Here is a 19,522-nt window from a genome sequence, read left to right on the forward strand (position 1 = left end):
TGTCCGCCCTTACATGGTACCGAGCACGAGCAGCGCGCAGTGGCAGCCGTGGCAGCTCGTCGAGGGTGACGAGGTGTCGGAGCTGCCAGAGGTGCTCGAGGGCTGGGACTCCGGCACGGACCTGCGGATCCGCCGCGTCCTGACAGTCGATCAGGTCCGCCTCAGGCAGGAGGCTGAGCTGCCTCCCGACGTGGGGATCGTTGCAACGGTCTCGTGGACGAGCTCCACCTCGGGAATGAGTGAGTCTGCGCGCCCGGTTCCGATCGGCGGTGACGGTCCTTGTATCGTCGAGGCGTTGTTGCCCGGAGGCAGGGTGGGAGGCACTCTGCGCATCCGGACGACCATTTCGATCACCAACGCTCCGCGTTCGCCGATGATCGGGGTCGCCGGTCTGCCGGGCGCAATCCTCCTCGAGGAGCGCCAGGACGTCGCGCTCGAGGGAAGTCTGTCGATGTTCCCCGTCAACAGCATCGACTTCAGTCACACGAGACTGCACCCCTCGGCGTCCTGGCACCTCGAGACCTCGAGCGATTTGCACGCGCCGTTCCTGGGCACGTTCCGGTTACTGCTCAACAGTCGGGACACCGAGCTGATGAAGGCCGTCGAGCGCGGTGCACGGACAACGCGGCAGCAAGCCCTTGTCGACGAACTCGTCCATGGCGTCGGCATGTTGATGCTCGAGCTCGCGCTGTTGCAGCGGGAGGAGCTGACCGACAGGGGCGTCTGGCCGCCGGACTCGGTCGGGGAAGTCCTCAGTCGATGCCTCGCGGACGCGCTGGCCGGTGGCGAGATCGGCGAAAGCTCAGGTCCACACGATCTCGACAGATTCAGATCCTCATTGGCCGGAATCGTCAGAGCGGGCGGTCAGGGGAGGAGATTCGAATGAGCGTCGTCTGGCCGCGGCTTCCCGAGGTGGTGGCCGTCGAGGAGTTCGAGAAGATTCGTGCGGGGTCCGGCACACACCCCTCTGTTCATCATCCGGAACAGGTGTACGCGCCTGTCGGTGAGCGTGTCGGCCCGAACTGTGTCGCGGCGCTGACCACGGCGGTGACGGAGCTTGCGTCCGCCTACGGGTTTCCCGCCGCGCCTTCGGAGTCCGCCAGGATCGCCTTCGACCGTGCCTGCGCTCCCGTCGTACGACAACTGGTCGACATCACGTGGGCGGAGGCCGGTAGCCGCTCTGTCTGGTCGTTCGTCGCGCTGGTGCCGTTGCCACACGTGACCGAATGGCGCTTCGGCTTTCGCAACGGTGAGCGCTGGATCGCGAGCGATCTCACGCGGCACACCTGGGCGCGACTCTGGTGGCAGGCCGTCGTCTTCGAGACCGATCCGGGACTGTTCGAGTACCTGACGGAGAGCGATCTCAACCAGCTCCTCGAACGTCGGACGATCGGTGGTGACCCTCGTCTCGTGCGGAGTATCGCTGCTGCGCTGGTGCGAAGCTCGACGCCTGACATCCCACGCCGGGAGGTGATTCGAGATGTGTCAAAACGGCTTCGGCGTCACCTTGCGTTCGTCGACGCGCGCGCTCTCGACGACCGAACCCTGGCCGACTGGTGTACCTGGCTTGTCGCCGAGTCGGTGACCAACATCCGGCAAAAATCGGCGAGCGGCCGATGAGTCGCGACACGCCCCGATCCGCGGTGGCTGTATGTCGGTCGGTAGTTTTGGCCCGTTCGACGGCGGGCCGTCCGCTGTGCTCGATCGAAAGATGACCCGGTGAGCTCTCTGCTGACGCTACAGTTCGATCCGCTCACGATCGAACATCTGGGCTACAAGATGTACTCGCATCTACCGAACGCGTTGGCCGAGCTGATCGCCAATGCGTACGACGCAGATGCCACGACGGTGCGAGTGATACTTCGCGACGACGAGGCAGGGCGTTCCGTGATCGTTCAGGACGACGGTCACGGAATGGGGTTCGGGGATCTCCAGGAGAAGTATCTGCGGATCGGCCGAAACCGCCGCGTCGAGGGCGACGGTTACTCGGAGTCCGGCCGGCGGCACGTCGCGGGAAAGAAGGGTCTGGGAAAGCTTGCTCTCTTCGGGATCGGCGAAACGATCCTCCTGACGACCAAGCGGCGGGGCTCGGACGACCAACTCCACGTGGCACTCAATTGGCCGGAGATCAAGAGCGCGACAGGCGCCGAGTACCACCCACGACTGACGAGTAGTCGGTCGGACCCACTTCTGCACGGCACCAGGGTCGAGCTGACGAACCTTCGACGCAGTACACCCGTCAACGCACGCGAGTTGTCCGCCAGCCTGGGCAGGTTGTTCGGGTACGTCGACGACGGCTTCCACATCGAGGTCGTGGACGCCGGAGGCACGAGCAGACCGATCAATCGTGACACCCGACTCGACGGGGTCAAGAAGGACATCGAGTGGCGAATCCCGGAGGACCTACCGGCGGAACTCATGTCGTCGCTCCCGAACGACCTGATCAGAGGACGAATTGTCGCTGCGTCCAAGCCGGTGGCCGCCGAACAACGAGGGGTGGCGCTCTATGCTCACGGTCGGTTGGCGAACGAGCCAGAGTTCTACGGCGTCTCGGAGTCGAGCTATGCGTACTCGTACCTCACCGGATATCTCGATGTGGACTATATCGACGACGGGTCGGCAGACGTCATCTCGACGGACCGTCGCTCCATCAGCTGGGACGCCGACCTGACAGCCGAGCTCAACCAGTACCTGCAGTCGTTGCTGCGATGGACGTCGCAAGAGCGTCGAGCGGCGCGCAGGAAGGCCAACACCGAGCAGATCAAGGCGGATCACGGTGTCGATCTGAATCAGTGGGTCGGGTCCATCCGTAGCAGTGAACGTGACGCCGTTGGGCAGGCCGCGTCGATCCTGACGTCTCCCGACTCGGCAATGGATGACCGGGACAGGACCTCGTTGTTCGAGAGTCTTCGGGTGATAGCGCCCGACTACGCCGACCTCCACTGGAGGCATCTGCACCCCGCTATTCAGGACACGTCGAGGTCATACTACGAGTCCGGGCACTTCCACGCTGCGCTGTCGGAGGCGTTGAAGCGCTTCGTCAACGACATCAGGAGAGCGGCCGGTATCGAGAACCAGGATGCCGCAGGAATCGTGACCCATGCGTTCAAGTTCTCCGGCGAAGAAGTGGCTCAGATCGATGTCACCCGCCCCTACGTCATGGCCGGCTTCGACGTGAAGACGCTCAAGACCATGCGGAACGGACAGTGGAAGCTGTCGGACGGTGTGGTGGCGGCCTTTCGGAATCCTGTCGCGCACGAGGAAGAGGCCCGCTTGATAGAGACTCAGGCCATGACCTATCAGGACTGCCTCGATGGACTCAGTATTCTGTCCCACCTCTACCGGCATTTCGAACGGGCGATTCTGCCGTCAGCTGCCGACGGCGACATCCAGCTCTGACAAGCGCTGCTTACCACGACATCTGATCGACCGGCCGGTACGTGCAGGGATTGCATCTACTGAGTCGTTGCTCGCGACAGCCTGAGTTACGAATCGGCGAGCCGGCCCGTTGCAGGCGATGTGTTGTACCGCAGGATCCGAGGCAGGCTGTGCACGATGGCGATTGTCGGAACAGCGACACCGCTACCGCTCATCGTTCGGATGTGTCGTTGGTTCGGGGGAGGCGTTGTTTGCGGCACGACGGCTCGGCTGAGTTTCGTCGGCGAAGTGAGACGCCACAGACACACAGAATCACAGGATGCGCCGCCTCTACCGGCTGCGTGCAGGATCGAATCCTAGGTAGAGGTGCCTCCGGGACCGTCTGGGGCCGCGACCGCGATCACCTTCGGTGGTCAGCGTGAGAACACGGCGAAGGGTTATGCGTTACCCGGGTCCGGGGGGACGTGGGGGTGATTGCGGAAGGGTGGGGGGCGCGATTGGATGGGGGGATGTTGGAGACGTCGGGGCGGTTGTTGCGGTTGTTGGGGTTGTTGCAGGGGCGGCGGGAGTGGGGTGGGGCGGAGTTGGCGGGGCGGTTGGGGGTTAGTACGCGGACGGTGCGGACTGATGTGGAGCGGTTGCGGGTGTTGGGGTATCCGGTGGAGGCACGGCCGGGGGTGGCTGGGGGGTATCGGTTGGGGGCTGGTGGGGAGTTGCCGCCGTTGTTGCTGGACGACGAGGAGGCGGTGGCGGTTGCGGTGGGGTTGCGGACGGGGGCCGGGGGTGGGGTTGCGGGGATCGAGGAGACTTCGGTTCGGGCGCTGGTGAAGTTGGAGCAGGTGTTGCCGGGGCGGTTGCGGCAGCGGGTGCGGGCGGTGGCTTCGGCGATGGTTTCGGTGGGTGGGGGTGGGCCGCAGGTGGACGCCGAGGCGCTGGTGGCGGTGGCGGGGGCGATTAGGGATCGGGAGCGGTTGCGGTTCGAGTACGCCGCGGAGGCGGCGGCTGGGGTGTGGGGGACGTCGCAGGGCGGGAGTACGCCGCGCGCCGGTGGGGCGATCGAGGGGGCGGACTTCGTGCCGCCGCGGACCGTTGAGCCGCATCGGCTGGTGTCGTGGGGGCGGCAGTGGTATTTGGTTGCTTGGGACAACGAGGTGTGGGAGGTCTTCCGGGTGGACCGGATGCGGATCAAGACGCCGAACGGCGCGCGGTTCGCATCTCGGGAGCTGAGTGAGGCGGCCGCTGGTGATCTCGTTCGGCGTTCGGTGGGGGAGGCGTCGTGGCATTACCGGGCGCGGGTTCGTGTGCAGGCGTCCAGTATGTACGTGCAGAACCGGATGCCGATGCCGATCGAGCCGGAGATCGTGGACGACGACACCTGCATCGTCGAGCTCGGCTCGGACAACCCGCATCAGCTCGCGCTCTGGCTCGGGCTGATGGACGCCGACTTCGAGGTACTCGACGCCCCTGAGCTGGCCGAAGCGGTGCGCGCCGTCGGCGATCGGTATCACCGGGCGGCCGCGTCGCTGGGCTAACGACTGCGTTCTGGCGGATCACTCCGCCGAGGTCCGGACGCCGAGCCGCCGGCGGTTGGCCGAGTGGCCGCGCCGCGAGCCGAGGCGACGTCGCCCGCGGCGGCGAGCGCGGCGCGGATGTCGGGTGGGAGCGCCTGCCGGATCGGCGCCGGCGGAGCTGACTCTGTGCTCTGTCGGAACGACTGCAGGCGGACGCCCTCCTTCCGGTTGAGACGGGCGGCAGCCTCCTCGAACGGTCGATCTTTGCCGCGGTGCGCGAAGGCGACAATCTCGCGGTACGGGAGCCCGCCGTCGTCGGGTTCGAACTCGCGATAGATGAGGCGATGGGACGGCCCAAGGTCCGAACCGCGACGCATCTCCGGAACGACGGCGAGTTTGATCTCGGCACAGTCGCTCAGGTCGTGACGCTTGTAGGTCAGGCGCTTGCCGGCGAAATCCGCTTCGCGGCCGTCCAGCAAGGCCTGAATACCGAGCCGGAGCGCGTAGTACTCGCGGGTGCGGAGCCCGCCCGGGCCTTGGCCCGAGGTCGCCTGAGCCAAGACCGCGAAGTGCCGGCGGATCTCGGGGCGGACGATCAGGCGGTACTGCGTCATTTGGGCCGGAAGTCGGAGTCGTCGAGCTTCTCGTTGAGATCCCAGCCGAACTCGGCCGCGACCTCCTCGATGGGGATCGAGGGCTGGGGGTTGGCGAGGCGCTCGCGAGCTGTCTCGTAGAGGTGGTCGAAGCCCTCTTCCTCGATCCCCAGAGCTTCGAGGCGGCGCCAGAGGTCGAAGGGGATGACTACGCCTTCGGGTTGGCCGGCTTCGCCGAAGATGAGGGGTTCGGTCTCGCCGGTGCGGAAGCGGGTGAGCATTTGGGGGAGGAGGTCGCCGGCGACGGACGTTTTGATGACCCAGACCGTGCTGCCGTCGGGGAGCAGGTGCTGGGTCTCGTCGTCGGTGGGCATGGGGGTCCTTTCGGTTGGGAGCGTCGGTCTCAGGATAGGAGGTGCGGGTGTGGGAGCTTTGGAGTTATCCACAGGGTTGGAGGAGATGGTGGGCGAAGGGCGCTGGGTGTTGGTGCGGGCGGGGGACGGGAAGGCGCTGCAGTTGTTGCGGCAGGAGCTGGCTGAGCAGGATCTGGCGACGCAGGAGATGCCGGGGACGGCGATCGCGGTGGGGCTGGCGGGTGGGGAGGCGGTGGCTGCGACCGTGGTCGGCGTACTGCGGGACTGGATCCATCGGCGCCGGAGTCCGGAGCGGGTGGAGTTGGTCGTGGGCGAGGGGACGCTGGTGGTCGAGCGGTCGACGGTGGACGACGAGGTCGGCGCGATCGAGGCGTTCCTGGTGGGGCGGTAAGGGAGCGTTTGAACGTTGTGGGGGCGGGGTGCGGCGGCGTAGCTTCGGATTGGGGTACGGCGGGGTGGGACGCCGCAGGAAGCTCTGCCCGGACTCCCTCCGGATGGGTGGAGCCCAAAGGAGCCCGGGGCGCTTGGTGTTCCGGGCTCCCTCACGGACCGTTGCGGGATGGTGCACGGATCGGGATCATGGACCCCGGGAGGGGTGCCGGTGGGGGATTGGGTGCACGTCGTGGTGGTGGACGACGATGCGGAGCTCGCGGAGCGCGGCGTCCGGCAGTTGCGGCGTCGGTTGGCGGAGTACGAGATCGACACGCGCGCGGTCGAGGGGAGTACGCCGCCCGCGGCCAAAGGGGATGCGGCGTCGTTCTCGGAGCTGGCGATCGCGTTGGGCGGTGCGGGCGGGCTCGTCTCAGTGGCGGTCACGATCCTGCGGGAGTGGCTCGGACGGCGGCGGCCGCAGCAGCGGGTGACGTTGACGATCGGCGACGACTCGATCGAGGTCGACGGCGTGCTGACGGACCAGCAGGGGCAGCTGATCGACGCGTTCCTGCGTAAGCACAGCGCGAGTTGAGCGATGGGCCGGCGACGTGCGTTGCTCGTGGCAACTTATGAGTACGACGACAGCGGTTTGCGGCAGCTGGTTTCGCCTGCGCAGGACGCCGAGGCGCTGGCCGACGTCCTCCGGGATCCGGCCGTCGCCGGGTACGACGTCCAGGTCCTGATCAATCATCCGTCGAGCCGGGTCGGTGAGGCGATCGGCGAGTTCTACGAGGCCGCCGAACGCGATGATTTCACCCTGCTGTACTTCAGCGGCCACGGCCTGAAGGACGACAACGGCCGGCTCTATCTCGCGATGAAGAACACCAATCGCGAGCGGCTGCGCTTCACCAGTCTGCCCGCGCGCATCATCGACGAGGCCGTCGACGAGAGCATCGCGCGGCAGAAGGTCCTGATCCTCGATTGCTGTTACAGCGGCGCATACGCCGTCCAGCGGTTCGCGAAGGCGGATGCGAAGGTCGACACCAAGGCCGAGTTCGGGGGCCGCGGCCGGATCGTGCTGACGGCGACCGAGGCGACGCAGTACGCGTTCGAGGGTGCGCAGACCGCGCAGTCGGTGTTCACCCGCCACGTGGTGGAGGGGTTGCGCAGTGGCGCGGCCGATCTCGACTACGACGGCGACATCACCGCCGACGAGTTGTACCGCTACGCATACGACAAAGTCGTTGCCGAGCAGCCAAGTCAGCGGCCCAAGCAGATCGCCGAGACCGAGGGCCGTACCGTCATCGCCAGCAACCCGCGCTGGAGTCTGCCGGCCACCATCAGCACCGATCTACAGGATCCGACGCATCGGGAGGCCGCGTTCGAGCGGCTCGGAAAGTGGCTTGAGGCAACCAACGAGCACGTACGCCGATCCGCCCGCGCGAAACTCGAGGAGCTGCTGGACGACGACAGCCGCGCGGTCGCCGCGATGGCGAAGTCCTATCTCGAGCGTCCGCCCGGGCGTCCGGAGCCGGTCGCGATCCCGCCCGTACGCCGTCCCGCCGGCCCAACCTTCGGCGCCGCCGCGAGGGCGAGCACGCGCCGCTGGCGCTACCGGATGAACCTCCTGCGCGGCCGCGCGGCCGGTCTCCAGGACGCCGCGAACTGGTGGGCCGTCGGGTTCTTGATCATCGCCGCGGGTCTCGCGATCGCGGCCTCGACGCTTCGCGGTACGCCGTACTCGATCGGCGTGGCAGCAGTCATCAGTACCGCGGTCGTGATGTCGTTCCGGGCAGGTGGGGCGGCCTTCGTCGCGGGCCTCCTTCCGCCGGCCGTCCTGAGTACGGCGATCGTGGCCGGTGCTCTGTCCAGGCCGACCCTGATGAATGGCCTCCTGATGGCAGCTCATCTCGCCTGGCTGGCGGCGATCGGCATCAGCCAACGACCGGCGAAGGTGCCCGGGCTGAGACTTGGCCAACTGATCTACGGCTCGATCGCGGCGCTGGCCGTGCTGGTGTTGGTGGTCGATCAGTACCGCAATCCCATTGGCTACGACGCCTCGCCGCACCTCACCTATGCGTCCGTTCTCGGTCTGATCGCGGCTGAATTCGCGCTGCTCGCTCCGGCGCTCGACTTCGGCCGGATGTGGACTGCCGGTTCGATCGTCGGCGGGTTCGCGGTCTGGCTCGGTCTCTTCGCCGTCGAGCGGCCCGCGGCCTGGGTGCTGCTCGCGGTTTGGCTGGCGATCGGCGTCCTCACAGTGGTCCGGAGATCGCGACCAGGTGTCCCGATCCGGCGGTCGATTGCGGTGGCGCTGCTGGCTCCCGCCGTACTGGGCGGGGTCGCGTTCGCCGTCGTCCCGGCTGCACCGCGGGCGCCGATCGCGGCCGCGCTCGCCCTGAGTTCTGACGATCGCATGCTCTACGCCGCCGATATCGGCAACGACCGGGTCGTGAAGCTCGATACGACGACCCGCGAGCAAGTTGGCGACGCCGTCCCAGTTGGCGACCGGCCGTCCCGCCTGCTGCTCACGCCGGACGGTGCGACGCTCTACGTCGCCAACTCCGAGGGCGGCACGGTCTCCGTCATCGACGTCGCGAGCTGGCAGACCGTCGGGACGCCGATCGCGGTGGCGCCGCAGCCCATCCAGCTGACGCTGAGCCCCGCCAAACATCGGCTTTACGTGTTGAGCGCGCGGACCGAGACGATCACCGAGATCGACACCGAGTCGCGGCAGACGGTCGGCGGCCCGTTGGCCAGTGGGTCGCGTCCGGCCGATATCGCGGTCGATGCGCGCGGCGAGCGCTTGTACGTCGCCAACGGGGACGCCGGGACCGTGTCGGTGATCGACACCACGACGCGCGCGGCCGCCCGCAGTCCGATCAAGGTCGGCGCCGAACCGCGCGACCTCGTCCCCGGCCCGGACAGCGCGCTGTTTGTCATCGGGACCTCGTCGTACGCCGTCATCAACACGAACGTCGAGATGTCGCGGCCGACGCCGGTCGCGCTACCGAACAAGTCCGGCTTCGGGGCGGCCGATGCCGAGCGGCTGTTCGTGGCGAGCCGGGCCGGCTCGCGCGATGAGCTGCTGGTGGTGGACGTCGGGAGCCGCGAGGTGGTGAGGTCGCTGACCGACGACGCGCTGGGGCTGGCGATCGATCTCGCCGCGAGCTCGGACGGCCGCCGGCTCTACGTCACGGGCTACTTCCAGGAAGGCATCGTCGTCCTGGACGGCGTGGGCGCCAAGGCGATCGGCACCATCGGCCTGGAACGGTGAGAGGCCCGGAGCGCTTGGGCTCCGGGCTCTCTCAGCTACCAGATGGCTGCGGCGAAGGCCGCGGCGCGCCGGGTGGGCGCGGCTCTTCAGAGGTTGCGGAAGAAGGTGCGCAGGTCGGCGGTCACATCCTCGGGACGCTCGAGGGAGGCGAAGTGGCCGCCCTTCTCGAAGTTCGACCAGTGCACGATGTTGGTGTTGTCGCGCTCGGCCAGCGAGCGGATCGTCTTGAAGTCGTCGGCGAAGACGGCGACGCCGGTCGGGGCGTGGTTGACCTGCGGCTCGGCGCCGGCGTGCGCCTCCTCGTAGTGGTAGCGGCCGGCGGCGGCCGCGGTGTTGGTGAACCAGTACAACGAGACCTCGGTCAGGATCTGGTCGCGGGTGACCAGGCTGGTGCCGTTGCCGAAGCTGTTGAACAGCTCGTTCCAGGCCAGCTGGCCGACCGGGGAGTCGGAGATGCCGACGGCAACGGTCTGCGGACGGCTGGAGTTGATGGCGTTGTAGCCGCCGACCGACTGGAACCACTGCATGTGCTCCAGCGCCGCGTAGTCCGCCGGACCGAACTTCTCGAACTCGGCCGGGTCGCCGGACGGGAACGAGAACAGCTGCAGGACGTGCAGCCCGAGGAAGCCCTCGGGGTTCAGCAGGCCGAGCTCGCGGGCGATCATCGCGCCGGTGTCGGAGCCGTGGGCGCCGTACGACGAGTAGCCGAGTCGCCGCATCAGGGCGTCGAAGGTCTTCGCGACCCGGGCCGTCGTCCAGCCGCGGTCGACCAGCGGGGTGCTGAAGCCGAAGCCGGGGATCGAGGGGACGACGACCGAGAACGCGTCCTCGGCGGAGCCGCCGTACGCCTCCGGGTCGGTCAGCGGGCCGATCATGTCGAGGAAGTCGGCGAACGAACCCGGGTAGGTGTGCGCCAGCAGCAGCGGGGTCGCGCCCTCGACCTTGGACGGGACGTGCAGGAAGTGGACGGTCTGGCCGTCGATCTCGGTCAGGTAGTGCGGGAACTCGTTCATCCGCGCCTCCTGCGCCCGCCAGTCGAACTCACCCTTCCAGTGGTCGACCGTCTCGCGCAGGTAGTGGTTCGGGGTGCCGAGGTCCCAGTTGTCGCCGGGGGCCGGCTCGGGCAGGCGCGTCCGCTCGAGGCGGGCCTGCAGGTCGTCCAGGTCGGCCTGGGCGATGTTGACGGTGAAGCTGCGGATGTTCTCGTTCGTTGTCATGGCTTCAGCGTAGGATCGGTATAGGAACATCAGCTTCCTAATTACCAACGAATTCTGGAGGCGTTTTTCGTTGCTGGAGACGTCGTCGCGACTGCTGTCCCTGTTAGCGCTCCTGCAGACCCGACCGGCCTGGACCGGAACTGAGCTGGCCGAGCGACTCGACGTCAGCACGCGGACGATCCGCAACGACATCGATCGGCTGCGCGAGCTCGGCTATCCGGTGGACGCCGCGCGCGGCCCGGCCGGGCACTACAAACTCGGCGTCGGGGCGAAGCTGCCGCCGCTGCTCCTGGACGACGAGGAGGCGGTCGCGGTCGCGATCGGGTTGCGGACCGGCGCCGGGCTGGCCGGCATGGAGGAGAGCAGCGCGCGAGCGCTGACGAAGCTGGAGCAGGTCCTGCCGCACCGGCTCCAGCGGCAGGTGAACGCCGTCCACGGGGCGATGTCGAAAGGCCCTGACGACACCGGCTCGAACGTCGAGGCCCCACAGGTCGACCCGGCGCTGCTGAGCACGATCGCGGCCTGTATCCGCGACGAGCACTATCTGCGCTTCGACTACGAGATCCCTCAGGGAGCGCTCTCTCGTGACGCCGGCTCCGGCCGGACGGCGGAGCTCCCGATCCAGGTCGAGCCCTACCGCCTGGTCAGCTGGCACGGCTTCTGGTACGTCGTCGCCCGCGACGAACCCGGCGACTGGCGCACCTACCGCGCCGACTGGATGACGTTGCGGATGGCAACCGGCCGGCACTTCCCGCCGCGCCCGATGCCGGCCGCCGACTACATCGACTTCGTCCTCCGCGACGTCGCCTCGACCGGCTGGAAAGTCCATGCCCGTATCACGATCCACGCCCCCGCCGACGAGGTCCTGAGCCGCATCCACGCCGCCGTCGGAGTCGTCGAACCCGTCGACGACCGAACCTGCGTCCTGGTCACCGGCGCCGACTCCCTCGAGCTCATCGCCGTCTACACCGGCATGCTCGGCTTCGACTTCCACGTCGACTCCCCACCCGCCCTCGTCCAGCACCTCAAGACCATCGGAGAGCGCTACCTCCGCGCGATCAGTCAGTAGACGGTCCTGTCCGCGGGTTTCAGCGACCATTCATCGACCAACGTGTCCAAGAGCGCCGTTTGGCGCTGCGCAACAACCTCCGGGGTCCACACGGTGTGTCCGACAACCTGGGTGGTCAGAGCGAATGTCGTGACGCCGCTGCGGCCCTGGAAGTACTTGGCCTTCTTCTTGCTGAACTCGAAATTCTGGGCTTCGGAGTTCTTGGACCTGCTCAGCAGCACCAAGTTCCCGAGCTTGTGCGTCCACCGATCGCGGTCGGCCGGAGAGAAGTCCGCCATCCACTCGCTGTCCTTCGCGGGTGACTGTGGCAGTACGTGCTCGACGGTGATGAGGGGGAAGTCGTAGTTGACGCCTGAGTGCCCGGACAGCGCTTCGTCGAGCCGTAGCAGGACGTATTTCCTGATCTTCGTCACCAGATACAGGTCGCCGGACAAGCGGGCTTGCGTTTCGGCGACTTCTTGCGGGCTCAACTCGAAAGCATCTGCGTCCAGCCCGGCGCCGCTGTCGAGCTGGCGCAGCAAGTCGATGTAACGACCGAGCCTGGGTGTTACGTAGACGCGACGGATGAACATGCTCGCGGCGAGCCGTTCGAGCTTGCGCAGAAACTCCTCGATCCACACTGGATCGTTGCCGTGTTTGTGTAGTGCCCACAGCGCCGGTGCCTTCCAGTCGCTGGTATCCAGCTGAGCCAGTCGCTTGAACCAGGAGTTGATCTCGTCCTGCTTCTCATCGGCCTTGAAGGTCGCCGTGCCGATGTCGCTGTAGGCGCGGGCGTACGGTGAGATGACGTCATCGACGAACTCACGTGCGCGATTCGGCAGATACTGGCTCAGCACCTGTTCCGGGAACTCACGGAGCAGGTTCTGCTCGGATCGACGTTTGGTCTTGATCAGCCTGATGTGCAGGAAGAGGTCGGCGAAGTCGTCCCGGCCGAGCGACTGCTCGGCATCGTTCCACTTCTCGGTGTAGTCGCCTTCGGCCGCGCTCGGGATCGCGCCGATGACGTTGGACTTGAAGATGTCCGCGGGGGTGAGGTCGAGTCCCCGGGAGTTCATGACGCTGAATATCCGGTGCGCCGAGTCCAGGTCCGGTGTGTTGACCACGACGAGGAATGTTCTGGCGTTCAGCAGCGTGGCCAGGTCTGCCCGCCGCTGCGGCGTCCAGGTGGACAGTTCCTTCGTGAGATCACGAGCGTTGTCGCGAATGCATTTCTGTGCGTCGGTGCCGAGGAGGCTGTCACTGAGGGGCAGGAGGTTCGGCGTCGCGCCTTCGTGCTGAACGTGCCAGGCAAAGAAGTCGCGGTCGCGGGTGCGGAGAGCCAGCCGCGGTTTTTCTTCAAGCCCCAGGAGTCTCTTGCCGGGTTCGACGATCATGTCCTGCAACTCGCTCGCGAATTCGGCATCCGACGACAGGTCCCGCAGGACCCCCAGCAGGATCGTCAGCGTGGTCAGTCGCTGTTGGCCGTCGATGACTGACGCCTGCGGGCGATCGTGGTCCTTCACCAGCACGATCGAGCCGAGGAAGTACGGCTCGTCCGCGTTCTGATCAAGCGAATGAGACAGATCGTCGAGGAGCTGCATCGCTTCATCGGTCGTCCACGCGTACGGGCGCTGGTAGTTCGGGATCGAGAAATCGAAATCGCTGGAGAAGATCTTGTGCAGAGGTACTTCCGAAGCTTCGAGTTGCTTCATCGTGGCCCGCTCCCCCTCAACCATTGGCGGCCATCTCAGGCAGGGGAGTCTGGCACAGCGGGTCGCGAGGTTCTACGTCCCGCCGCAAGCAATCTCGGCGGACCCCGAAGGAACTCGGTGACTGTTGTGCCGGGGCTACAGGCCGTGCTGTTTGAGGAAGGTGACGGTGCGGGTCATGGAGGTGGGCCAGGCGGCGGCGAAGGCGTGTTCTTCGCCGGGGTAGGTGTGCAGGGTGGTCTGCTTGCCGGCCTTTTGGAGGGTGGTGTGGGTGGTGCGTGACCAGGCGATGGGGCAGGTGGAGTCGGATTCGCCGTGGTGGATGAGGACGGGTTCGGTGATGCGGTCGAAGAAGGTGATGGGGGAGACGTTGCGCCAGAAGGCGGGGTTGCGGGCGGGTTCGCCGTAGGCGCGGAGGATGGCGGCGGCTTCGGGGCGGTCGGGGCGGGTCCAGCGGTTGAAGTTCTCGACGGTGTTCGAGCTGACCGAGGCGAAGATGATGCCGGCTTTGACCAGGCCTGGTTGGGTGACGAGAGCGTTCAGGGTGATGCCGCCGCCCATCGAGCGACCGAGCATTCCGATCCGGTCCGGGTCGACGTACTGCGAGGTCCGCAGGGAGTGGACGGCGTTGAGCACGTCCTCGGTGTAGCCGAGGCGGAGGTTGAGCTCGGAGCGCGGGTCCTTGGAGGACTGCGCGTGGTTGCGGTAGTCGGTGTGCAGCACGACGTAGCCGCGGCGGGCGAGGTAGTCCTGTTCGCGGGCAAGGCCGCGGCCGTTGGTGTAGACGGCCGGGTCGATGTAGCCGTGATTGAGGACGAGCGCCGGGTGCGGGCCGGGCGTGCTGGGGACGTTGAGGATCCCGGAGATCGTCAGCGAACCGCTCGGATAGGTCACGTGGTACCTGGTGTACGCCGCGTTGCGCGCCAGCACCCGGCCGAGCCGCAGCTCGCCGCCGGCGTACTTCTTCGCCATCAGCGCGGGCAGAGAGACTGGGTGAGCGCTCTCCGGCGTTCTCGACGGCGTTCCCGTGGGCGTCCCGGACGGCGCTCCGGACGTCGGTCCGCTCGGCGTTGGATCGGCGGACGGCTTGGGACTCGTCGGACCCGAGGTGGTCGGAGGGGATGCCGCATCGTCGCTACTGCAACCAGTGGCGGCCGCCACCACGAGCGCACCGAGTGTCGCCAACGCCGTCCGCCGTTCCATGCGATCCAGTCTGCCGCGCTGGTCAGCCGACCCGGTCGAAAGTTCTGGCAACGATTCGCGGCCCGGGCCGAGCGACCCGGCGGGACGGCCACTGCACGATCAGCACCGCGGACAGCACGAGAATGCCGCCGGCCCACTGCACGGGGGTCAGCTGCTCGCCGAAGACCAGAGCGGCGGACGCGACCGTCACCACCGGCTCGAAGATCGACAGGATCGAGGCGACCGACGGTCCGACGCGCGCCATCCCGGCGAAGAACCAGAGGATCGCGGCGACCGTGCTGATCAGAGAGAGCGCGCTCAGCCAGATCCAGCCGCGCGGCGCGAAGTCCAGCGCCGGTCCGCCGCGGAAGAGCTCCCCGACCAGGAACGTCCCGAACGCGCCGACGCACACCAGGGCCGACAACGCCAGCGGCGGTACGCCGGCCCGGTCGCCGACCAGGATGTAACACGTGTAGACCATCGCCGCGCCGAGCGCGAGCAGCCCACCGAGGATGTCGAACCGCCCGGTCGCCGCGCCGCTCAGCACGAGCCCGATGCCGGCCAGCGCGATCCCCAACGCCCAAGAACGTCGCCGGGAAGCGCTCTCTCGGCCGAGCAGGATCGCACCCGCCATCACCAGTACCGGGTACAGATAGAGGATCAGCGCGACCAGCGACGCGTCGATCCTGGTCAGCGCGGAGAAGTAGAGGCCGGCCTGCGCCGCGTAGCCGAACACGCCCATGCCCAGCCCGATCAGCACGGACCGGCGGGGCAGACCGCGCAGCGCGCCACGGGCCAGCGCGAAGATCAGCAACACGAGGCCGGCGATGCCGAACCGGACCAGCAGGAGTGTCTCGACCGAGACACCCGCGTCGTACGACAACTTGCCGAACACGGCCATCGCTCCAAAGGCGGCAGCGGAAAGAAGACAGAAGAGGGCGCCCACGGGATAGATCGTGCGGCCGCCGGATTGTTCACGTCCATCGCGGCTTCATGGACGAAATTGTGTAGCTATTCTGAACAAATGCTCGACCTGCACCGGCTCCGGCTCCTGCGCGAGGTTCACCACCGCGGGACGATCCACAGCGCCGCCCGAGCGCTCGGCTACACCCCCAGCGCGATCTCCCAGCAACTGTCGGTTCTCGAACGCGAAGCCGGTACGCCGTTGTTCGAGCGCGTCGGCCGCAACATCCGGCTGACCGCGGCCGGGCACGTCCTGGTGCGGCACGCGTCGACCCTGCTCGAGGGCGTCGAGGCGGCCGAGGCCGAGCTGGCGAGCGTCGCCGCGGGCCGGCTGGCGGGCGTCGTCCGCATCGCGGCGTTCCAGTCCGCGTTCCTGAGCATCGTGGCGCCGGCGATCCGCGCGCTCGCGGCGACGCATCCCGACATCCGCGTCGAGGCGGCCGAAGCCGAAGTCGAGCAGGCGGCGCCCGCGCTGCGCCTGCAGCAGCTCGACGTGATGATCGGCGACGAGTACGACGGCCAGCCGCGCGCCGTCCACGCGGATCTGCTCCGCGAACACCTGATCCGGGAGCAGATTCGCGTCGTCCTCCCGCTCGATCATCCCGAAGCCGGGGTCGAACGCGTGCAGATCGCCCGGCTGGCCGACGTCGCCTGGGCGTGTTGCCAGCCCGGGACGGGGCATCGGGAGATGCAGGTCCGCGTCTGCCGTGAGCTGGGCGGTTTCGAGCCCGACCTGCGCTACAGCTCGGACGATTTCCTGATCCTGTTCGAGCTCGTCCGCCGCAACGGCGCCGCGGCGCTGCTCCCCGATCTCGTGCTCGCCCACGGCGCACCGGGCGTCGCCGTCCGCCTGCCCGCCGAGGGCTCGGTCGGCCGCACCGTCTTCATGCTCACCCGACGCACCCGCACCCCCACCATCACAGCCGTCGCCGACGCACTCCGATCCGCAGCCGCCACCAGCCTCTAACCCCACAAGGCATGACAGCCGCACGCCGACGCCGGGCCCCGCGGAGTTTCCGGTTGGGTGAGGTGGGTGCGCGGCGCTCGGTGACGGCCGGTCTGCGCGGTGGCGCGTCGTCGTCCGGCGTGCTGTCGCTTCGCGAGCGGCGAACGGCCGGGGAGCAGACGGATGAGCACGATGGAGAAACTGAGAGAGCGCGTTCGCGGGCAGATCTGGACTGCCGGCGACGAGGGGTACGACGAGGCGCGCCGGGTGTACAACGCCATGCACGACAGGCGGCCGAAGGTCGTCGTCCGGTGTGAGAACGCCGGGGATGTGATGGCTGCGGTCGACTACGCCCGGGAGAACACACTCGAGCTGGCGGTCCGCGGCGGTTCGCACAGCGTGCCGGGTTTCGGGACTGTGGACGACGGCGTCGTGATCGACCTGAGCGGGATGCGGAACGTCCGGGTGAATCCGGTCAGCCGGACGGCGCGCGCCGGCGGCGGAGCGACGTGGGGTGATTTCAACGCGGCGACGCACGCGTTCGGGCTGGCGACGACCGGCGGCATCATCTCGACCACCGGCGTCGGCGGGCTCACGCTCGGCGGCGGGATCGGGTATCTGGCCCGCGGGCTCGGCCTGTCCTGCGACAACCTGATCTCCGCTGATGTGGTGACGGCCGACGGGCAGTTCCTGATCGCCAGCGAGAAGGAGCACGAGGACCTGTTCTGGGCGCTGCGCGGTGGCGGCGGCAACTTCGGCGTCGTGACCGCGCTGGAGTTCCGGCTCGCGCCGGTCGCGACCGTGTACGGCGGCCCGATGCTGTTCGAGTTGTCGGACGCCGCCGCCGTGCTGGCCGGATTCCGGGACACGATCGGCGACGCGCCCGAGGAGCTCGGCGGGTTCCCGGCGTTCCAGATCGCGCCGCCGCTGCCGTTCATTCCCGAAGCTCGCCACGGCGAGGTGTTCGCGCTGATCGTGGCCTGCTGGGCTGGTGATCCAGAACGCGGAGAGAGCGCTGTCTCGGCGTTCCGGCAGTTCGCGCCGGTCGTCGCCGAGCACGTCGGGCCGATGCCCTACCCCGCGCTGAACAGCGCCTTCGACGGTCTCGTCCCGGCCGGGCTGCAGCACTACTGGAAGGCGAACTTCGTCACCGAGCTGACCGACGACGCGATCCAGGCGCACCTTCGGCACGCGCCCGGCCTGCCCGCGGTCAACTCCACCGTGCACATCTACCCGATCGACGGCGCCTGCCATCGAGTCACCCCCGACGCGACTGCCTTCGCCTACCGGGACGCGAAGTTCGCGACCGTGATCGCCGGCATGTGGCCGGACCCGGCGCAGAACGACGCCGGCGTCGACTGGGTGCGCTCCTACTACGACGACATCGCCCCGCATTCGGAGGCCGGCGGCTACGTCAACTTCATGGCCGACGACGACCAGGGCCGGATCCGCGACAACTACAAGGGCAACTACGACCGTCTCGTCGAGGTCAAACGCACGTACGACCCCGGCAACCTCTTCCACCTCAACCAGAACATCGCGCCCTGATCGCTCGGGGCCGGGCGGACAGCTTGGCGGGCAGCCCGGCGGGCTACTTGGTGGGCAACGCAGTGCGGCCCGGACGACGGGTGTCGTGCGGGCCGCGGCGTACTGCGGTGGCGAGATCGCTCGGAGAGCGCTCCCCGGTGGTTTCTCAGGCCTTCGGGGCGAGCTTGTGGACGACGATGCCGGACTTGAAGGTGGTGGTGCCGAGCAGGTCGAGGTGGGTGATGTCCAGGCCGTCGCCGGCGAACATGGTCTCGCCGTCGGCCAGGACGGGGAAGACCCAGAAGTGGTACTCGTCGACGAGCTTGTGCTCGAGCAGGGTCTTGGAGAACGAGCCGGTGCCGAACTTGAGCAGGTTGCCGCCCTCCTCGGCCTTCAGCGCCTTGACGGCCTCGACGGTGTCGCCCTCGAGGAGGGTGGCGTTCCAGGTGGTCTCGGTGAGCGTGCGGCTGGCGACGTACTTCGGCAGGTTGTTGAACATGTCCGCCATCTCGCCGTCACGGGACGACCAGGCCTCGGCGAAGCCTTCGTAGGTGAGGCGGCCGAGCAGCAGCGCGTCGGTGCCTTCCATCAGTTTGGCCGAGTAGCCGAAGTGCTCCTCGTCCCAGTACGGGCCGGACCAGTTCTGCGGGTTGTCGATGGCGCCGTTGAGCGTGACGAACGTGGTCTCGATCAGCTTCCTCATGGGTCTTTTCCTTTTCTACTGTCGGTAGGGACGCTTGGTGCGCGCATCCCGAAGCGCTTCGGCCCACCAGACGAGCTGGTCGAGCATGAGTTTGGCCTGGGCCTCGTAGCCCGCGGCCGGCCGGGGCCAGTCGCCGTCGGCGGTGAACTGCTCCCAGTAACAGGGCAGCGTGACTGTGTTGCGGATGGTGACCGCCTGCAGTTCGGCGAACACCTGGCGCAGCTGCGCGGTGGCGAGCAGCCCACCGCTCTCCCGGCCGTAGCTGACGATTGCGACCGGTTTGGCGTGCCACTCCTCGTAGTACCAGTCCAGTGCGGTCTTCAGCGCGGCCGGGTAGCCGCTGTTGAGCTCTGGCGTGACCACTGCGAACGCCTCAGCTGCCTCGAGCCGCGGGGCCAGTACTGCGACCTGCGCGGGGAGCGTGTCGTCGGCGTCCGGCAGTGTGGTCGGCAGGTCAGCGGCAGCGAGGTCGATCAGGTCGACGGTGAACTGTTTGGCCGCCTGCTGGGCCAGCCAGTGGGCGACGGTGGGTCCGAACCGTCCGTTCCGAGTGCTGCCGATGATGACTGCGAGTCGCATTTCCTGCCTCCCTTCTGTTGACCCAAACTCTGCCGCAGACCGTTTACGGTTTCTTTCCGGTCCGCCGGTCCGGCTGCGGAAAGATAGGGTGCGGCCATGCGTTTCGGGGTGCTAGGACCGGTTACGGCCTGGACAGACGCGGG

18 protein-coding genes are annotated in these 19,522 nt (G+C 67.6%); 10 read left to right on the forward strand and 8 right to left on the reverse strand.

All coding sequences use genetic code 11. From position 1 onward, the window contains the following. The first annotated feature begins 91 nt into the window (after positions 1–91). The 4 genes from ACZ6ZD_RS31285 (at position 92) to ACZ6ZD_RS31300 (ending at position 4,910) form a co-directional block, all read left to right on the forward strand. On the forward strand, positions 92–886 hold the full coding sequence (locus ACZ6ZD_RS31285; protein WP_465677530.1) for a hypothetical protein: 795 nt from the start codon (positions 92–94) through the stop codon (positions 884–886). After that, positions 883–1,620, forward strand: a complete 738-nt coding sequence (locus ACZ6ZD_RS31290) for a DUF6339 family protein (protein WP_465677531.1) — start codon at positions 883–885, stop codon at positions 1,618–1,620. Before ACZ6ZD_RS31285 ends, ACZ6ZD_RS31290 begins: the two co-directional genes overlap by 4 nt. Before the next feature lie 99 nt (positions 1,621–1,719). Further along, positions 1,720–3,399, forward strand: coding sequence for a TIGR02391 family protein (locus ACZ6ZD_RS31295; RefSeq protein ID WP_465677532.1), 1,680 nt, complete (start codon positions 1,720–1,722; stop codon positions 3,397–3,399). 488 nt (positions 3,400–3,887) lie between these two features. Beyond that, positions 3,888–4,910, forward strand: coding sequence for a helix-turn-helix transcriptional regulator (locus ACZ6ZD_RS31300; protein ID WP_465677533.1), 1,023 nt, complete (start codon positions 3,888–3,890; stop codon positions 4,908–4,910). Here ACZ6ZD_RS31300 and ACZ6ZD_RS31305 read toward each other — a convergent pair. Further along, complete coding sequence (locus ACZ6ZD_RS31305; RefSeq protein ID WP_465677534.1) at positions 4,907–5,503, reverse strand: hypothetical protein; 597 nt, start codon at positions 5,501–5,503, stop codon at positions 4,907–4,909. The two genes, ACZ6ZD_RS31300 and ACZ6ZD_RS31305, sit on opposite strands and share 4 nt — an antisense overlap. Then, a complete protein-coding gene (locus ACZ6ZD_RS31310; protein WP_465677535.1) occupies positions 5,500–5,856 on the reverse strand; it encodes a hypothetical protein in 357 nt (118 codons plus the stop codon). The genes ACZ6ZD_RS31305 and ACZ6ZD_RS31310 overlap by 4 nt, the downstream gene beginning before the upstream one ends. Before the next feature lie 85 nt (positions 5,857–5,941). Here ACZ6ZD_RS31310 and ACZ6ZD_RS31315 point away from each other — a divergent pair, with 85 nt between their 5' ends. From ACZ6ZD_RS31315 to ACZ6ZD_RS31325, 3 genes are all read left to right on the forward strand, one after another. Next, positions 5,942–6,247 carry a hypothetical protein gene (locus ACZ6ZD_RS31315; RefSeq protein ID WP_465677536.1) on the forward strand — a complete coding sequence of 102 codons (306 nt, stop codon included), beginning with the start codon at positions 5,942–5,944 and terminating at the stop codon, positions 6,245–6,247. A gap of 210 nt (positions 6,248–6,457) precedes the next feature. Next, positions 6,458–6,820, forward strand: coding sequence for an effector-associated constant component EACC1 (locus ACZ6ZD_RS31320; RefSeq protein ID WP_465677537.1), 363 nt, complete (start codon positions 6,458–6,460; stop codon positions 6,818–6,820). A gap of 3 nt (positions 6,821–6,823) precedes the next feature. Beyond that, the gene (locus tag ACZ6ZD_RS31325; RefSeq protein ID WP_465677538.1) at positions 6,824–9,505 is read left to right on the forward strand and encodes a caspase, EACC1-associated type; all 2,682 of its coding nucleotides are present in this window, start codon (positions 6,824–6,826) and stop codon (positions 9,503–9,505) included. 86 nt (positions 9,506–9,591) lie between these two features. On the opposite strand, the gene ACZ6ZD_RS31330 is transcribed toward ACZ6ZD_RS31325, so the two are convergent. Continuing rightward, the gene (locus ACZ6ZD_RS31330) at positions 9,592–10,722 is read right to left on the reverse strand and encodes an epoxide hydrolase family protein (protein WP_465677539.1); all 1,131 of its coding nucleotides are present in this window, start codon (positions 10,720–10,722) and stop codon (positions 9,592–9,594) included. 70 nt (positions 10,723–10,792) lie between these two features. Between ACZ6ZD_RS31330 and ACZ6ZD_RS31335 the strand changes: the two genes are divergently transcribed. Then, the gene (locus ACZ6ZD_RS31335; protein ID WP_465677540.1) at positions 10,793–11,791 is read left to right on the forward strand and encodes a helix-turn-helix transcriptional regulator; all 999 of its coding nucleotides are present in this window, start codon (positions 10,793–10,795) and stop codon (positions 11,789–11,791) included. Here ACZ6ZD_RS31335 and ACZ6ZD_RS31340 read toward each other — a convergent pair. The 3 genes from ACZ6ZD_RS31340 to ACZ6ZD_RS31350 all read right to left on the reverse strand — a co-directional run bounded on the left by ACZ6ZD_RS31340 (position 11,785) and on the right by ACZ6ZD_RS31350 (position 15,607). Further along, positions 11,785–13,482 (reverse strand): DUF262 domain-containing protein, encoded by a 1,698-nt coding sequence (locus ACZ6ZD_RS31340; protein ID WP_465677541.1) that lies wholly within the window; start codon positions 13,480–13,482, stop codon positions 11,785–11,787. The two genes, ACZ6ZD_RS31335 and ACZ6ZD_RS31340, sit on opposite strands and share 7 nt — an antisense overlap. Before the next feature lie 135 nt (positions 13,483–13,617). Next, positions 13,618–14,451, reverse strand: a complete 834-nt coding sequence (locus ACZ6ZD_RS31345) for an alpha/beta hydrolase family protein (RefSeq protein ID WP_465677542.1) — start codon at positions 14,449–14,451, stop codon at positions 13,618–13,620. 253 nt (positions 14,452–14,704) lie between these two features. Further along, positions 14,705–15,607 (reverse strand): DMT family transporter, encoded by a 903-nt coding sequence (locus ACZ6ZD_RS31350; protein WP_465677543.1) that lies wholly within the window; start codon positions 15,605–15,607, stop codon positions 14,705–14,707. A 78-nt stretch (positions 15,608–15,685) separates the two neighbouring features. On the opposite strand from ACZ6ZD_RS31350, the gene ACZ6ZD_RS31355 reads away from it, so the two are divergent. Both ACZ6ZD_RS31355 and ACZ6ZD_RS31360 read left to right on the forward strand, forming a co-directional pair. After that, positions 15,686–16,591, forward strand: coding sequence for a LysR family transcriptional regulator (locus ACZ6ZD_RS31355; protein WP_465677544.1), 906 nt, complete (start codon positions 15,686–15,688; stop codon positions 16,589–16,591). A gap of 171 nt (positions 16,592–16,762) precedes the next feature. Continuing rightward, positions 16,763–18,118, forward strand: coding sequence for an FAD-binding oxidoreductase (locus ACZ6ZD_RS31360; RefSeq protein ID WP_465677545.1), 1,356 nt, complete (start codon positions 16,763–16,765; stop codon positions 18,116–18,118). Positions 18,119–18,263: 145 nt separating this feature from the next. Here the strand turns inward: ACZ6ZD_RS31360 and ACZ6ZD_RS31365 are convergent, their stop codons facing one another. After that, the gene (locus tag ACZ6ZD_RS31365) at positions 18,264–18,800 is read right to left on the reverse strand and encodes a dihydrofolate reductase family protein (RefSeq protein WP_465677546.1); all 537 of its coding nucleotides are present in this window, start codon (positions 18,798–18,800) and stop codon (positions 18,264–18,266) included. A gap of 15 nt (positions 18,801–18,815) precedes the next feature. Then, entirely contained in the window at positions 18,816–19,379 is a 564-nt protein-coding gene (locus ACZ6ZD_RS31370; RefSeq protein ID WP_465677547.1) for an NADPH-dependent FMN reductase, read from the reverse strand. Positions 19,380–19,522 lie beyond the last annotated feature (143 nt).

Source organism: Kribbella sp. NPDC104218 (assembly GCF_055584105.1).

Coding starts and splice junctions, on each gene's coding strand:
- ACZ6ZD_RS31290 (WP_465677531.1), top strand. CDS start 883: ATGAGCGTCGTCTGGCCGCGGCTTCCCGAGGTGGTGGCCGTCGAGGAG.
- ACZ6ZD_RS31300 (WP_465677533.1), top strand. CDS start 3,888: ATGTTGGAGACGTCGGGGCGGTTGTTGCGGTTGTTGGGGTTGTTGCAG.
- ACZ6ZD_RS31305 (WP_465677534.1), bottom strand. CDS start 5,503: ATGACGCAGTACCGCCTGATCGTCCGCCCCGAGATCCGCCGGCACTTC.
- ACZ6ZD_RS31310 (WP_465677535.1), bottom strand. CDS start 5,856: ATGCCCACCGACGACGAGACCCAGCACCTGCTCCCCGACGGCAGCACG.
- ACZ6ZD_RS31315 (WP_465677536.1), top strand. CDS start 5,942: ATGGTGGGCGAAGGGCGCTGGGTGTTGGTGCGGGCGGGGGACGGGAAG.
- ACZ6ZD_RS31325 (WP_465677538.1), top strand. CDS start 6,824: ATGGGCCGGCGACGTGCGTTGCTCGTGGCAACTTATGAGTACGACGAC.
- ACZ6ZD_RS31330 (WP_465677539.1), bottom strand. CDS start 10,722: ATGACAACGAACGAGAACATCCGCAGCTTCACCGTCAACATCGCCCAG.
- ACZ6ZD_RS31340 (WP_465677541.1), bottom strand. CDS start 13,482: ATGAAGCAACTCGAAGCTTCGGAAGTACCTCTGCACAAGATCTTCTCC.
- ACZ6ZD_RS31345 (WP_465677542.1), bottom strand. CDS start 14,451: ATGGCGAAGAAGTACGCCGGCGGCGAGCTGCGGCTCGGCCGGGTGCTG.
- ACZ6ZD_RS31355 (WP_465677544.1), top strand. CDS start 15,686: ATGCTCGACCTGCACCGGCTCCGGCTCCTGCGCGAGGTTCACCACCGC.
- ACZ6ZD_RS31360 (WP_465677545.1), top strand. CDS start 16,763: ATGGAGAAACTGAGAGAGCGCGTTCGCGGGCAGATCTGGACTGCCGGC.
- ACZ6ZD_RS31365 (WP_465677546.1), bottom strand. CDS start 18,800: ATGAGGAAGCTGATCGAGACCACGTTCGTCACGCTCAACGGCGCCATC.
- ACZ6ZD_RS31370 (WP_465677547.1), bottom strand. CDS start 19,379: ATGCGACTCGCAGTCATCATCGGCAGCACTCGGAACGGACGGTTCGGA.